The sequence below is a fragment of the Sodalis-like endosymbiont of Proechinophthirus fluctus genome (assembly GCF_001602625.1).
Lineage (GTDB): Bacteria > Pseudomonadota > Gammaproteobacteria > Enterobacterales > Enterobacteriaceae.
Window position 1 is genome coordinate 109,650 of record NZ_LECR01000023.1, and the last position, 15,128, is coordinate 124,777.

At 48.4% G+C, this 15,128-nt stretch carries 9 protein-coding genes, 1 tRNA gene and 7 pseudogenes; 6 read left to right on the top strand and 11 right to left on the bottom strand.

All coding sequences use genetic code 11. The features are described 5' to 3' along the window. Positions 1–405 precede the first annotated feature (405 nt). Positions 406–1,361, top strand: a pseudogene (locus BG74_RS03010) (L,D-transpeptidase family protein). A 412-nt stretch (positions 1,362–1,773) separates the two neighbouring features. On the opposite strand, the gene BG74_RS03015 reads toward BG74_RS03010, so the two are convergent. The 5 genes and pseudogenes from BG74_RS03015 to BG74_RS03030 all read right to left on the bottom strand — a co-directional run bounded on the left by BG74_RS03015 (position 1,774) and on the right by BG74_RS03030 (position 6,102). Next, a complete protein-coding gene (locus tag BG74_RS03015) occupies positions 1,774–2,010 on the bottom strand; it encodes a major outer membrane lipoprotein (protein WP_066596514.1) in 237 nt (78 codons plus the stop codon). 563 nt (positions 2,011–2,573) lie between these two features. Further along, positions 2,574–3,326 (bottom strand): annotated as a pseudogene (locus BG74_RS19415) (pyruvate kinase); the annotation flags it as partial. A 4-nt stretch (positions 3,327–3,330) separates the two neighbouring features. Beyond that, positions 3,331–3,992 (bottom strand): annotated as a pseudogene (locus BG74_RS20375) (pyruvate kinase); the annotation flags it as partial. A 517-nt stretch (positions 3,993–4,509) separates the two neighbouring features. Continuing rightward, positions 4,510–4,586 (bottom strand) — tRNA-Val (locus BG74_RS03025). Positions 4,587–4,725: 139 nt separating this feature from the next. Then, a pseudogene (locus BG74_RS03030) lies at positions 4,726–6,102 on the bottom strand (MATE family efflux transporter). A gap of 201 nt (positions 6,103–6,303) precedes the next feature. Here BG74_RS03030 and BG74_RS03035 point away from each other — a divergent pair. After that, positions 6,304–6,921, top strand: a complete 618-nt coding sequence (locus BG74_RS03035) for a riboflavin synthase (RefSeq protein WP_066596519.1) — start codon at positions 6,304–6,306, stop codon at positions 6,919–6,921. 67 nt (positions 6,922–6,988) lie between these two features. On the opposite strand, the gene cfa is transcribed toward BG74_RS03035, so the two are convergent. Both cfa and BG74_RS12645 read right to left on the bottom strand, forming a co-directional pair. Further along, the gene (gene cfa / locus BG74_RS03040) at positions 6,989–8,140 is read right to left on the bottom strand and encodes a cyclopropane fatty acyl phospholipid synthase (protein WP_066596520.1); all 1,152 of its coding nucleotides are present in this window, start codon (positions 8,138–8,140) and stop codon (positions 6,989–6,991) included. Positions 8,141–8,620: 480 nt separating this feature from the next. Beyond that, a pseudogene (locus tag BG74_RS12645) lies at positions 8,621–9,662 on the bottom strand (substrate-binding domain-containing protein); the annotation flags it as partial. A 189-nt stretch (positions 9,663–9,851) separates the two neighbouring features. Here BG74_RS12645 and BG74_RS21115 point away from each other — a divergent pair. Next, a complete protein-coding gene (locus BG74_RS21115) occupies positions 9,852–9,947 on the top strand; it encodes a hypothetical protein (protein WP_501037404.1) in 96 nt (31 codons plus the stop codon). A 171-nt stretch (positions 9,948–10,118) separates the two neighbouring features. Here the strand turns inward: BG74_RS21115 and BG74_RS03050 are convergent, their stop codons facing one another. After that, entirely contained in the window at positions 10,119–10,922 is an 804-nt protein-coding gene (locus BG74_RS03050; RefSeq protein WP_066596526.1) for a C40 family peptidase, read from the bottom strand. 399 nt (positions 10,923–11,321) lie between these two features. Here BG74_RS03050 and BG74_RS03055 point away from each other — a divergent pair, with 399 nt between their 5' ends. Continuing rightward, positions 11,322–11,669: a Grx4 family monothiol glutaredoxin gene (locus tag BG74_RS03055; RefSeq protein ID WP_066596527.1), complete on the top strand. Its 348-nt coding sequence runs from the start codon at positions 11,322–11,324 to the stop codon at positions 11,667–11,669. A 174-nt stretch (positions 11,670–11,843) separates the two neighbouring features. On the opposite strand, the gene rnt is transcribed toward BG74_RS03055, so the two are convergent. After that, positions 11,844–12,530, bottom strand: coding sequence for a ribonuclease T (rnt, locus tag BG74_RS03060; RefSeq protein ID WP_066596528.1), 687 nt, complete (start codon positions 12,528–12,530; stop codon positions 11,844–11,846). A gap of 148 nt (positions 12,531–12,678) precedes the next feature. Then, positions 12,679–13,104: pseudogene (locus BG74_RS16205) on the bottom strand (VOC family protein). A gap of 202 nt (positions 13,105–13,306) precedes the next feature. On the opposite strand from BG74_RS16205, the gene BG74_RS10320 reads away from it, so the two are divergent. Continuing rightward, positions 13,307–13,555 (top strand): DUF1289 domain-containing protein, encoded by a 249-nt coding sequence (locus tag BG74_RS10320; protein ID WP_073961044.1) that lies wholly within the window; start codon positions 13,307–13,309, stop codon positions 13,553–13,555. Positions 13,556–14,448: 893 nt separating this feature from the next. Continuing rightward, positions 14,449–14,883 (top strand): transcriptional regulator SlyA, encoded by a 435-nt coding sequence (gene slyA / locus BG74_RS03075; protein ID WP_066596532.1) that lies wholly within the window; start codon positions 14,449–14,451, stop codon positions 14,881–14,883. A 75-nt stretch (positions 14,884–14,958) separates the two neighbouring features. On the opposite strand, the pseudogene BG74_RS16210 reads toward slyA, so the two are convergent. Beyond that, positions 14,959–15,128, bottom strand: a pseudogene (locus BG74_RS16210) (hypothetical protein); the annotation flags it as partial.

Sequence of the window (15,128 nt, forward strand, 5' to 3'; positions counted from 1 at the left end):
TTCCTTATGTTATTCTCTTGTTCTCATGAGTCGCGTTTTCGCGCGAGCATTGCTTACGCCTTTTTTCATGTGCGCTACCTTTCTCTTCGGGTAGCTCTTCCGCCTCTTTATTATGCGTGGCCTTGTCTCGCGGTGGCATTCACTCCGCCTGCTAGGCTAAGCCTTTTCCTCGCTGGCCTCCCACTCTATCCCTGTCGGCGGGACGGTATGCAGAGGTGATTCACGGCATCTACGTGTACCGCCGTGATTTCAGACTTCACTGCATCGCGACGGTGGCCGGTAATTTATTACACTGGGGCTCGGCGCCCATCAGCCGTATCTCCACAGTTGCACTGTTTTGCAGATTACTCATCTAGGATCACTTATGTTAAATATAACAAAAGACTGGCGTAAACGCTGGCCGTTATGCTGTCCAGCGCTATTAATCCGGCCGATGTCACCGTCTACCCGCTGCCGCGGGACAATACCAGTTCATTGGCGAAAACATGACCCACACCGTCATGCAGTATGGTGATTAGCTTGGAGGTGCAATTGTCGAAAAATATAAAATAGGCCTGCTAGCAATTCTAGAGGCAAATCCGGCCACTGACCCCCTGGCTGCCGCGGCCGGGAAACGGTATTGACCATTCCCAGCCAAATTCTGTTGCCTGATACGCCTCGTAAGGGCATCGTCATCAATCTCGCCGAACTACGGCTCCATTACTAACTACCCGAAAAGGGAAAACACGGTAATTGTTTACCAGATCGGTATCGGCCAACTGGGGCGCAACACGCCGGTTATGGCGACCTCAATCAGATAAAAAATTCCCAATCCGACCTGGATGTGACAACCGCCAACATCCGTAAAATTTATATCAAAGAGCAGGACATCACGTTGCTTTGTAGTGCTGGCGGGGCCGAAAACCCGATAGGTCGTATGCGCTGCGGATGGCAGCCGGTACCAGCACTTATCTTATCCATGAAACTAACGACAATTTTCGGTATCGGTATGCGGGTCAGCTCCGGCTATATCGGCTTACGACCCGGCGATATTACGTTGTTCCATAGCTTACCGGTAATTAATGAACCGGTGAAAATGGCAGTGAAGCCTGACGGTAAGCGTTATGTGGAAGTCTATCAGCCGCTTTCCCGTTCGGAAAAGAACTATCTGCAGACCTCGCCGATTCGCTTGAATGCCCGGACAGTAAATTTGTCGCGCAGCCCGCCAAGGAATGCGCTATAGTGAAACAAGGCAGTGGCTCACCACTCTGGCTGGGATGCCGTTATTGATCAATAACGGTGAACCGATCACACCTACGTCTCCCACAGCCGCTGAGCAAGCAGCGCAGGGGCACTGCCCAGACGCAACCCAGGAGCTATGACCCGCTGAGTGACGTACGCGGCTGGCCCCATCGCGGGTCGAGCTGATGTATCATTATCACTGGACACGCCGCTGTGGCCAGTGTTCGTGTCCGTTGTTTTTGGTAATGTAAAGAAGTAGGGGCATGCCGAGCAATGGGCAAACTGGCGGGTAAGCTGCTATCGAAGCTAAGCGTACCGTCAGCCTATCTACCAGCTTACTACTATCGACAACGAGGCGTCATATTTTAGGGCTATCAAAGACCATAGCGTGCCGCTTGGGACGTCTGCAGGATATAATCACACAGCACCTGTGGCGCAAGAAGAGAAGAGATAGCATCAAGCCCCTGGGGAAAGACTAGCAGGCCTGAGAGACTGCCCGTCAGGCAAAAAATGGCGCACGTTGTGCGCCATTCCCAATCAAGGCCAGAACTCTTACTTATGGTAAGAGGTGGCCTGGTTGTCCAGACGTTGGTTAGCACGAGCAGCATCGTCTTTAGCAACCTGTACATCGGAGCGTAGCACGTTCACATCGTTGCTGATCTGGTCAACTTTGGCGTTCAGAGTCTGAACGTCGGAGGACAGCTGATCGATTTTAGTGTTGCTAGAGCAGCCAGCTAGCAAAGTGGAACCCAGAATTACTGTGCCCAGTGCCAGTTTAGTACGATTCATTATTAATACCCTCTAGATTGAGTTAATCTCCATGTAGCATTACAAGTATTACACAAACTATTTTCGAATGAGAATAATTTTTGTGAATAAAACGATTAAATTCGATCGACTGCTCAAAGAAACATCTTATTTTACAGAGTGGTTAAAAAAATGGACTAGAAGAAAAAGCCTTGCTGCCATAAGATTTCTCCGATTGAGCCGGCGACAAAACGTGCTATCAAAATTGGCCGTGCTACATATTTTATTTCTTTAGTATGATTCTTTTGTCAGCTCGCCCAATTACCGGTGTGACGACGACGAGGTAGCGACGTGAAATAGGGCCAGAGATTAAAGTTTCTTTATACCATCCTAGTACCAAAATTACGCAGATGCCTGCTAATTAATAATTATTACACTTTTTAAATAATACCGGCGCCGGACAATAAAAAGATCCCTGTGTGAAGGGCCCTCGGGATTTCTGTCGACGCACGCTGGGAACGCGCTGCGCATCAACTCTAGAGTCCATTGCGCCATCGCGATCCGAAGGTATCAACGGACGCACTGGGGGCGCTTGCTGCCGATGCTTACATATGCACCGAGGCAGTGTTGGTAGTGCCGATCGAAACTAGTGCACCTGAAACCATGACGATAATATCGTCTTTGGCTGCTAAGATAGTTTCTAACGCTACGGCTTTACCCGATGCGGTAAAAAATCATCGGTCGAGGCAATCTCTTCCACCAAACTGGCCGGTAACCCCGTTTGCTCAGCAGTAACTGATGGACGGTCAGCGGATTGGTGGTCAACGCCAAGATTTCCGATTTCGAGAAATATTTGCATACTGATGATGACTTGGCAGATTTCCGTTCTTCTCTGGCGACTATGAATTCAAAGGCGATCCTAGTTTTTCCGCAGTTTCTACCGCGGCGCGGCACACAGCTTCGGTAGTAATTCATAACTTATGACTGTCGTGCTGACCGTCGATATGAATCTGCAGCATACGATTGGTGAACTGGCAAATGGTGGCTATAATGGTAACGACTGCCAGCGGGTATTTCCCTTTGGTGCTCTCACCGGACAGCATTACCGCATCTGTGCCGTCAAGAAGGCATTGGCCACATTGCCGGATTCTGCTTGGGTTAGGCGAGGATTTTTGATCATCGAATCAAACATCTGGGTGGCGGTAATGACGATTTATGTACCCGGTTATACTTCTCGATCGTCATGTTATGGAAGAGGATGATTTCTTCCACCGGAATTTTGACGCCGAGATCGCCGCAGACCACCATAATGCCGTCGGACGTTTCCAGAATTTCATCGAAGCTGTTTCAGGCCTTCCNNNNTAGAGATGATCTGGATATGTTCACTGCCGTGATGCTGCGGATGTTCACAGATTTCAATTACGTCGGAACGCTTGTGGATAAATGAGGCGATAATAAAATCCACGCCTTGCTCGCAGCAGAAAATCAGATCGCGTAATGTCTTTTTCCACCAGCGCTGATAGGGGATGGACACGTCGGGCAGGTTGACCCCTTTATTTGCTGAGGTCGTCATTGTTTAGTATGTACACCACCTCATCCTAGGGTGACGCTAGAGACGGTCATCCCCAGCACCGTCATCCGCCAGCACAGTATTGCCCATGGCTAGATCCTGGGTAAATCCTGGGTAGGTAACCACCATGCGCTCGCTACTGCCAATCATGCTCTAATCGGTTGAAAAGGTAATTTGGCCCATGCGAGTAAGGGCGTCCGCGTTGGCGGCTGTTTTCCAGCTTCGTGGTGCGGATTTCTGAGCTTTGGTATCAAGCAGGATGGCAACCTATTAACCCTAACCCGTTCTCTTCAGAACCGTGCGCAGATTTTTGATGCTCTGCCCTTGCTCGTGCTTCTTCATAGTTGCCGTAGAAGAATTTGAGACGAATCACATTCATTTTAAGCAGGCTGGATAGTACCTCTTCGTATTTGGTTTTTGGGCCGATGGTACAAACAATTTTACTCTTTTTCATAACGTTGATTTCTATAAGTTGTGATGGATATGGATAATGAACCTGCTGCATCGCTGGACCTTGCCTGCGATGAAAAAATCCGCTTGTAAAACCTGCAGTCCGTATTTAAGAGATAAGGTGACAACGCTCAGAACGTAAGGAAAAAAGCTGAACGGCTCGGCCAGGCCAGCAATGACTGTGTGTTAAACGCTATTTTTTAGACTTGAGGGCAAATCAATCGGCGATAACAATAATAGTTATTAGCAGGAAAGAAAAAGTAAAAAATGGAAAATTAATACGTTAGTATAAAAAGCGTGATTGTATCATGTCTGCAACAAATCATCGTAACCTGCAAAGGTTGTTTTGTCGGATGCTCATCCGCATTGTTTACCATAGCGATGATACTTGGCGTCTACACTGACTGGCATAGATGACGCTGGCTGAAGCGAGACTGCGAGAAACACAGAGAAAAATAATCTATTCGGAAACAAGTAGTAGCTAATAAAGGAATATGATATAAAAATGGAACGGTAATATTTGGTGCGTTCTAATGGACTCGAACCATCGACCCCCACCATGTCAAAGTGGTGCTCTAACCAACTGAGCTAAGAACGCATTTTGTTGCCTACTGCCTGCGCGGCGGCAGTTGGAGGAATGTTAACGGGCTCTATCACGCCTTGCAAGGGGAAAACGCGTTTTTTCCACGAACGCTGATTGATTGTCGAGGGAATGTGCATTAGGCTGGTTTTTTCACCTACTCATGAAGTGTCATTCCCTCAGAGCGGCCACCCAATGCAAAATTCGCACGGGCTCTCTGGCTCTGCAGCCATTGTATATGGCACATCATCAAAACAGTGGCAGAGATCAAACTGATAATAAACCTAATCCAGAAACTGCTGGAATCCATGGCGGGACGCAGCCAATCCATCAGCAGCGGGACCGCAGCCAATCCGTCAGCGCCAGCACGTACCCGCATGGCAAGCTGAGCATCCAATAGGCGGGAAAAATAAAGAAGATCGACCGTGTGTCTATAGCTACGCAGCACGCCGTTGCCGATATATTGGATAGAATCAGAAATCCGGTAAATCGCCGCTAAGAGCATTGCGAGGCTATGGTCACTGCTGCCAGCGTATCGTTATACAAGAGCGCAATCCACTCACGCAGCAGGATGGTAAACAGGGCAGTGCAGCAAGCTGACGTGACGCCTATCATCAGGATCAAACTAGACCTGGCTCCTGACTCTCGCCTGCTCGACATCATCTTCCCCCAGGAGAAAGCCGATGGAGATGGTGGCAGAGCCCCAAACGCCGATAGACAGCCGGCAGCTCAAAATGAGCGAGCTGAAATTCAGAGCAATTTGATGCCTGGCTACCGCGATGATACCCACCAGCGCGACTATTAGCGCGACTAAATCAGGTTGTTGCAGTCCGTCGGTCAAGCGAAAATCGTGAAATGTGCTAGTCCGGCGCATGTAGGCGCGCAAAGTAAAAACACTATCTAGTAACTGATAGCAGTCGCAACACCGCAGCCTACCCCAGCCCAGCTCCGGCACAACATACTGAATTTGCCGTGGATGAAAACATAGTTGATAAGAATATTGCTCATCAAACCGATGAATCCTATCACCTTTCCCGGTTTAGTGCGGGAAAGGCTTTTGCACTGGCATCGCAGTGCCTGAAAGAACAGATAACCCAGCGAGCGCTCCACAGCAGACGGGGTAAGAAAGCGATGGCTTTCTCCGCCAGCGCCGGCTCGACGCTGTGCATGTGGTTGATGACAATATAGCTATAGAAATACCATGATTACCAGCGACATGCCCAGCGCCAGCCAGAAGCTCTGGCATATCTTATGGTCAATCCGGTCTCTCCGCCCAGAGCTTGTTGGTCTGCGCGATAACCAGCATCAGTGCCAGCAGCAGACTGTGACTGAACAAAATAACAAGCAGTCAGATAGAGGCTCCCACCGCCACCGCGGCGATATCGGTGGAGACTACCGAGCCGGACATGATGGTATTCCACGACCTCCATCACCGTTTGCGAAACTTGGCGAAAATCACCTAGATGGTCAAAGCCAGTAAGATACGCGCTTCCTTAACTTTTGCACGCGGATACCTTTGATACGAGTAACGAATTAAGTTTATTAATGGAACCCTGACGCGTTATTACGACTGGATCCTTTAGCAGCAGTGTAATGCATTTTGTCGGCGAAGATAGCATGAAGATGATGCGATATTGAGTATAGGTTATATTGTATCATGTCAGTATTTGGAATTAGTCATATTATGGGACAAACTGATCGCCGAGTTATTCGGTGTAGCCAGAGGAAAAAAAACATGTTTACGGGAATAGTTCAGGCCACCGCTCCTATTACCGCGATTGAAGAAAAAAACCATTTTCGTATCCATTACGTCCGCCTACCGGCAGCGCTGTTGCTGAATTTGACTATCGGTGCGTCGGTGACCCATAATGGCTGTTGTCTAACGGTTACCGGCATCTCGGGCGATGTGGTAAGTTTCGATCTGATGAAAGAAACACTGAGACTGACCAACTTGGGCGAGCTTACGGTCGGCGATGAGGTCAATCTGGAACGGGCAGCGAGCCTACATGCGGAAATTGGCGGTCATCTGATGTCAGGGCATATTATCTGCACCGCCGAATTGACCAAAATCATTACCTCAGAGAACAACCGGCAGATGTGGTTTTCCTTACCGAACAGCGCGCTGATGAAATATATCCTGCATAAGGGCCATATCGGCGTTGACGGTATTAGCCTGACGGTAGGTGAAGTCGCGGGAAACCGATTTTGCGTACATTTAATTCCTGAAACGTTGCTGCGCACCACGCTCGGCAAGAAACGGCTCAGTGATAGCGCCAATATCGAAATCGACCCGCAAACGCAGGCGATTGTCGACACTGTGGAGCGGACCTTGGCGACGCGCGAGCGCTCCTGATCGATCAGGGAGGCGGCTCTTCCTGACACCGCCATCATGTATGCTGGCATACATGATGGCGCGAAGCTTACCGCGCGACGCGCAAACCGCCTTCCACACCCCGCGGGCTGAACAGAACCTGCCATAACTGCATATTACGGGCACGGAACGCGCCGGCGCAGGCCTGTAAGTAGTAAACAAACATGCGGTAAAAACGTTCGGAGTAATTGCCCTGCAACGTTGGCCAAGCAGCGACGAAGCGTTCATGCCAGGCCATTAGCGTGCGATCATAATCCGCACCGAAATTATGCCAGTCTTCCATGACAAAATGGGGCTCGCTGGCATCGGCGATGTGCCGTACGGACGGCAGGCAGCCATTCGGGAAGATATATCTGTTGATCCACGGATCGACATTCATATCGGTTTTGTTCGCGCCGATAGTGTGCAGCAAAAACAGGCCGTCGGGTTTCAAATTACGGGCAACCACATCGAAATAGGTAGGGTAATTTTTCGGCCCCACGTGCTCGAACATCCCCACAGAGACAATACGGTCGAACTGCAAATTCAAATCACGATAGTCCTGCAACAATATTGTGACATCTTGTCCTTCGCAGCGCTTTTGTGCCATCTTTTGTTGTTCGGCCGATATGGTAACGCCGTGGATTTTAACGCCATAATGCTGTGCCGCATAATTCGCTAAACCGCCCCAGCCGCAACCGACATCCAATAGCGACATCCCCGGCTGCAATTGCAGCTTCTGGCAAATCATTTCCAGTTTATTTTGCTGAGCCTGCTCCAGGCTGACGGCATTATGCCAATAACCACAGGAGTATTGCATAAACGGATCAAGCATAAGCGAGAAAAGATCATTGCCTAAATCGTAATGTTCTTTACCAACAATCCAGGCTCGCTTACGAGATTGGAGATTCATCAGGCGCGCCGCGGCGGCGCGTAGGATATCTTTTAAATGATAGGGAAGCTTATTTTCCAGTCTGCTCCGCAACACACGCTGGAAAAATATATCCAGTCTTTCGCATTCCCACCAACCATCCATGTAACTTTCACCTAAACCCAGTGAACCGTCCTGCAACACGCGCTTAAAGAAATCCGAGTTATTGATTCGAATATCGAATAGACGGGATCCATTGATTTCAATGTCGGCTTTAGCGAGTGATTTATGGACGATGCGATACCAGGCGTTATCCTGAAAGCTCAGGTCTCCAACACACGAGGAACTCATAGATTCTCCATCACTTTTCTTCTAAAATAACTCGTCAGGAAGAGCCAGGTGCCGCCTGCGAGCTTTTATAAGAAACCACAGTAAGCCGTGGTGTATTATACGATAAATTAACAGAGGAATAGAAACTCAGAATGGTTGTTAAATAGACTAATTTGCACGAAAAAAGCATGAATGAGCAAACATCATGTCCCTAAAGAAAAAAGAATAAACAACTGGTTACAATTGTTAACTTAATTGAGTATAAGCCTGCATCCAGCTTTATACAACTCCAAAAATAGCAATAGGAATAATATACTAAATTAATGATAAATATAATAAAAATTAAATTTTTATCAAATAGTTAGTGCGCCTAAATAGTTATTATTCATTTTTGGTTTGAAGGGAGATTTGCGCGGCAAAAGCATCGTGTGAAACGCCGCCGAAAGCACGGGGCCCCACAGTCATCGACAGCACAGGACTAGCGGCTACAGAGTAGTGGTCATCGGCCACCGAACTGCTCTCCACTAGGGTGGGATGAATCTCAATCGCCTGCGAGGACTCCTCGCTTGCTGATGATCTTATCAAGCAATATGGTCAGCGCGGATTCTCCCAATACCGCTTGCCTTGGGCTGATCCACGATGGTAAGCGCGGGAGTGAAATACCGCGAATAGCTCTGTTATTATCATAACCTATCAGCAAAATGTCTTGCTGGTACGCCACATTCTATGCTGTGTGGATCGCGCATAGAGCGACCGTCGTCATCTCATCACCGCTGCAAAATATTGCGCTGGGCTTGTAGGACTGAGACAAAATATTATGTTGCATGGCGCGACAACCAGAAGCTAGCCTCGAAATCACCCTGAACGATCTCTAGGTCTCGTTGGGAAGAATGTCGGCCTTCTTAAGAGCATGGAGACAACTATGGTAGCAGCTGCGACGGTATTGCGTGCCAGCTGGCAGGGAATGGTGCCAATAATCCCATCCCGGTGGTTGCGATCAAATTAAATAGCGGGTGGTTATGTGGCCGCCCGCAAAGGCATTAACGATGATATCGGCAAAATCCCTGCGCACTTCACCCCAATCCATAATCACCATGGGAATATGGCGATATTCTTCTAATGGTCGCAGCATAGTCTTAGGGTATTTAGCGCACATGACCAGCAGCCCAATCGATCCGTTTTTGCGCTAGCATTTGCAGATAAGCTTGCTGTTTCGAGGTCTCGTTGTGGGAATTTTGCACAGGATAAGTGTATAGCCTTTGAATAGTAGTACTCTACGGATTCAATTATCTCGGTGAAATAGGGGGCTTTGCTGGTGCTGATCAAAAAACCGATGGATGTGCGGTTGACCTTCAGGCTGTGCACCATTGCGCTAGGGGAAGGGAATAACTGAGCAGTTTTTGATGGCATCCTATATGGCGCGTTTAGTCTCCGGCACCACGAAGCAGGTTTTATTAATCACATGGAAAACCGTGGTCGTTAATACCCTTCGTGTTTGGCTATTATGGTTGCTATCTCTAACTACTCCTGGATCCCTCGTCAGTAGGATCTGATACTAACTGAATCATTCTCCTGCCAACAAAATGCAACTTTTTTCGATTTGCCGAGAAAGTAAAAGCGTTATATGCGTTGAGCCGCTGGAGGGACATGTTTTTTAGACACGGCTATGGTAGGATAAAGAACGAATAAATAATAAGTTATCCACCTAACACAAGAGTCAAAAGAAAATATCATGAGTCGCGATTTTGCTTGGTCGTTAATGATTACCTTCTTCTCGCTGTTGGTCATCATCATCTTCAGCTTTACATTTACCACCGTATTGAATTGATAGCGTTTAGCACAGAGCTGAATACTACCCAAACGATAAAAAGGTTCCTTGACCCTTTTTTCGGGCTACGGACGACGTGCGAAATGAATGCGGTGAACTGACGGAGAGTTAAACCTGTAAGGCTGACGCTGCGATAGCAGCGTGGAAGAGGTTGTCGTGTGTACAAGCCCCTCAGCGAATAGTGGTGGGCGTCATCACGCGGCGTGCGCCAACATAATGTTCCTGCCAATAACCTTCGCTCAAGTAGCTGATACGGATGTCACGCCCAGTGCACGGCGACTGAATAAAACGGCCATTGCCCAGATAAACTCCGACATGATCCGCCGCGCCGCGGTTGCGGATGCGGAAAAAGACCAGATCGCCGCTTTCTAGCTCGCTCTTCTTCACCGGTGCCGCGTCCCGCAGATGGTACATTTCATTAGCGGTGCGCGGCAGCGGCACGCGAATTAAATCTTTATAGGCATAATAAATTAACCCGCTGCAATCGAAACCGGTGGTCGGCGATTTACCGCCCCAGCGATAAGGCTTACCCACCTGCGACATCAGCTTCGCCATCGCTATTAATTTGGCGCGCTGATAGCGGACCTTGTGGTTTTCACTCATGCGCAAAGGTTGAGCGCTTGCCGCAATGGCCGCGGTCTGGAATCGAGCACCGCCGCGACAGTGGCTGGAAGTCATGATGCAGCTTTTTCCTGCCTTCACGACGGAGGGGGACGTTTTGGTAGCGAAGACCTTAGGAGTGGGAGGCTTAATCATGCCAGATTTTAATTTGGTATTACCCAGATGCTCGCTCTCGGTGCTGCGAGTTTTTTTTTGCAACTTAACGGGCTTGAGCTTGAGTTGGTCATCGGCTTTAACTGTGTTGGCCTGCGATCTACTCTTATCGGCATTAGCTCCAGCATTCGGAGCGGCGTGCGAGAGATTGAGGATGAACTGGGTAAACAGCAACAAAAAAAGTGTAAAGCATAAGCGCATGATAATGCTATCCTCTGTGGCCCAAGGTATGGGGAAAATGACGACTCAGCTGAATCTATGCTATTTGCGGTTCTAATGCATCTTATTTTCCTACAAATTGTGAATAAACTTGAATAAAATGCGTGATGCGACATTTTTTGCACGCGCGGGCGGCTGCCCGTAAAAAGCAAGGGTTTTACAGCCCATTAAAACGCCCTATTTGCAAACCAGCGCTGCTGTAATAGCAGACCAGACCTTCGCGCCCATTGTCCAAGCACCGGTGTGGCTAAATCCCACCCGGTAGAGCTAACGCATAAAAACATTTAAATGTTCCCCCCGAAATCGTTAGAATAGTGAATTACATTCAGACCTGATGTATGATAAATAAAAGCCAACCACTGGCTTTAAGGAAGCAAGACAATGACCATGACTATAGAAAAAATTCAGCAACAGATTGCCGAAAATCCGATTCTTCTGTACATGAAGGGTTCGCCAAAATTACCGGGATGCGGTTTTTCCGCCCAGGCAGTACAGGCACTGTCCGCCTGCAGCGAGCGTTTTGCTTATGTTGATGTGCTGACCAATCCAGATATTCGCGCTGAACTGCCAAAATTCGCTAACTGGCCGACCTTCCCACAACTGTGGGTGAATGGCGAACTTATCGGCGGGTGCGACATTGTCGTCGAAATGTACCAACGCGGCGAACTGCAGCCGCTTATAAAAGAAACAGTGGTAAAATACAATTCGCAAGCGGATAACATACAGTAACAGAGAATCCTGCTAGGATGCCGTCCGGCAGCAAACGCTAGGCAAAAGCTCCATCGCCATGGAGCTGAGCAATCCACATGTTCCCTCTCGCGAAATGGCAGATTGCATGCCATGCAGGCGCTGCAGTCCTGTCATTAGTCCTTGAGTGGCAGTATTTATAGATCAATGGTGGGGTTAAGCACGATCCTGCGCGGCGACAGCCTCATCTTCTGCGTTGCCCGTTGCGGGTACCGCGACCGGCCAGCCGCCCAGACGTTTCCAGCGATTGACCAATTCACAAAACAAGGTCGAGGTACGTTCTGTATCATAGAGTGCCGAATGTGCTTCACCGCTGTCAAAGGCGATGCCGGCGGCGATACAGGCTTTCGCCAGCACAGTCTGGCCGAGCACCAGACCGCTGAGCGTCGTCGTATCAAAGGTAGCGAAGGGATGGAAAGGGTTACGTTTCAGATCAGCGCGAGCGGCGGCAGCCATCAGAAAACTGTGATCAAAAGTAGCATTGTGGGCGACGATAATGGCACGGTTGCAGTTCTGATCTTTGATTCCTTTACGCACCAATTTAAAGATTTCATTCAAGGCTTCATATTCGGTCACCGCACCGCGCAGGGGATTGTGCGGATCAATACCGTTGAAGGCCAGCGCTTCCGGCTGGAGCAGCGCTCCGGGAAAGGGATCCACATGGAAATGTAGGGTATTGTCGGCGAGCAGCCAGCCGTCGTTATCCATTTTCAGGGTGACGGCAGCGATTTCCAACAGGGCATCGGTCTCGGCGTTTAATCCCGCGGTTTCCACATCAATGACAACGGGATAAAAGCCGCGAAAGCGGGCGCGGAGGGTGTTCAGATCGTCTATTTCAGCCATTCCTGTTCTTATGTTCAGCAAATTTAGTCGCCATTATTGCAAATTTTCCTCGGCTTGCATGGCGAATTATACAAGCCGAGGCGGAGGAAGAAAGGTCGCGAACCCGCGGATAACGGCGGCGCTAGCCCTGCCTACAAGGTGTCGGCAATTAGGCAGGGCTATTGCCGACACCTTGTAGGCATTTTTATTTTCAATCCATTTGATTTTATAACCATCTTGATCTTCGATAAAAGCGGTAACTGTAGTGCCGCCTTTCACTGGCCAGGCCCGGCTTCACCGGTCACTCTTTACTACCGGCCTGGCGAATGCGTTCGCAGGGGTGGCTGCCGCATTGTCCACGCATAAGGCGATATGGCCATATGCGCTGTCTAAATCGTAACTTCCACGCCCCAGTTATAGATCGGCCTGATGACCACGCCTTCGCTCTCATCGGTATAACTGACGAACACCAAAGTTTATTTGTATTCTAGGTTCTCGCTGTTGCGTAACAGTCATATTTCAAGGGGTTTGGTGTAAAAATAGATGGAGTGTTTTAAATCTCACTTACCCGCAGCATGGTATGTAATAAGCTCACAAAGTCCTCGCGAGCCATCGTAATCAGTACGTCCGGTCCGTGTTAAGTGGATAGGTTTCAGTATAACCTGCGAGGTGAAACCTCTTCAATTCTGCTCGCTAGCACAGAATACTAGCACGTTCGGTAAAAATAACTTGCCAGAGAAGATAATGCCGTCTTCAATTTATAGGCGAGAGGAGGATTATAGGCGAGAGGAGGACGTGTGGGGGAACAACTTGAATTTTTCAGCCTACCAAATCCCTGCCGTGGCGTATGTCAGTCGGATGCCCGCAGCTATTGCCGTGGCTGCCTACGCAGCCGGGACGAGCGTTTTCTGTGGGGTGGGATGAGCGATAGTCAAAAGCGCGAGGTGCTGCGGCTTTGCTACCAGCGTTACCTACGGCTGCGACGCGCCCCGGCCTCCAGGCACGAACTGCTACCTGATACACCAGAGCAACCCTCCTTGTTTTAATAGTTTCGGTGCTAGATCCGAACGATATACGCATCAGCGCCTCAAGCCAAGCCTGCCAAGCTAATGCGTTATCTGGATAAGCGGTTGAAATCGCGGTTAAATACGCCGTTGCTATCGGGTTGTATAGCATAGCTCATCGCGTTTATCTCGATGGGAAAACGGGGTTGGATGGACAGTAGCGCCTGGTAACTCATGCTGCCTAGGACAGGGGCGATAGGGTTGGATAGCGGCAAAATGGCTTGCGCTGTGATGTCAGTACGGCAAAAAGGGATAGTGACTGAATACCACTGTCTGAAATAAAACTTAACCCGAAGAGATAATAAATGGTTTTCGGCCTGACGCGGTATGGATAATTCTTTGTCATCTTGTGGTAATAGCCAAGCAGAAAGAGTATTTCCTGAAAGAAGAAAACAATTTAATAGAGGGGAAATAACGTCATATTTTGATTTTAATTAGTTAAAACCTACATATTAAACTATTTATTAATTAAAATTTTATTTATTAAAATTATAATATTATAATTAATATATAGGATATTAATATTTATTATATCTTCATTTAACTTAAATTAATAATAAACTACGTATGTGGTAATAAGTGTTACAGTTATGAATAAACTTTCCGTCATGTCAGCGCAAAACTCGGCTGCACTGGCTTCTGCGGGGGAGACTCATACTGCCTATTAGCGCGTTTAAATCACAGGAGAATCAGCGGGGCAGAACGCCGTATGTGTGATGTCCAGTTTTTATTAAGGAAGAATATGCTGTTTATATCGATCTCTACATAATGCTTAGGTTATATTTATATATATTTGTAATTTCCCCATCTACCCATTAGGATGGATGGGGAATCTAGGGAGCAAGCTTAATCAGCTTAATTATAAGGAGAGAGAATTGGAATCGCCATTAGGATCAGATTTGGCGCGACTTGTTCGAGTATGGCGCGCTTTAATTGACCACCGCTTAAAGCCTTTAGAACTCACACAGACGCATTGGATCACTTTACATAATATTTGCCAGTTACCGCCTGAGCAGTCTCAAATTCAACTGGCGAAGGCTATCGGAATCGAACAGCCATCGTTGGTACGAACGTTGGATCAGCTCGAAGAAAAAGGACTGATCACTCGGCATACCTGCGCTAATGACCGCCGAGCGAAGCGGATCAAACTGACCGAATCTGCTGACCCTATTATCAAAGAAGTGAACAATGTTATCGACAGCACTCGAGATGAAATTCTCAATGGCATTAGCCAGGAGGAAATTCAGTTGCTGAGCAATATGATTACCAAGCTGGAAAAAAATATTCTAGAGCTGTATAATAAGTCTTGATGCGTTACTTCCTCGGCGCTTACGCTCAAAAAAACCGGCCCAATGGGCCGGTTTTTTTGAGCGTAAGCTGGGGATTTAGCGCGGTGAAACGGTGATGATGCGGCCATTGCTGGCCAGCGCTACGCGCTGTCCCACGCTGAAGTGGGTGTTGCCCTGCTTCTGCACTACTATGATGGTGTTGCCGTCATCTTTACGCACCTCAAGCTCCACGCCTTGGGTCCGGTTTACCGCGCCTTCGACTCTTG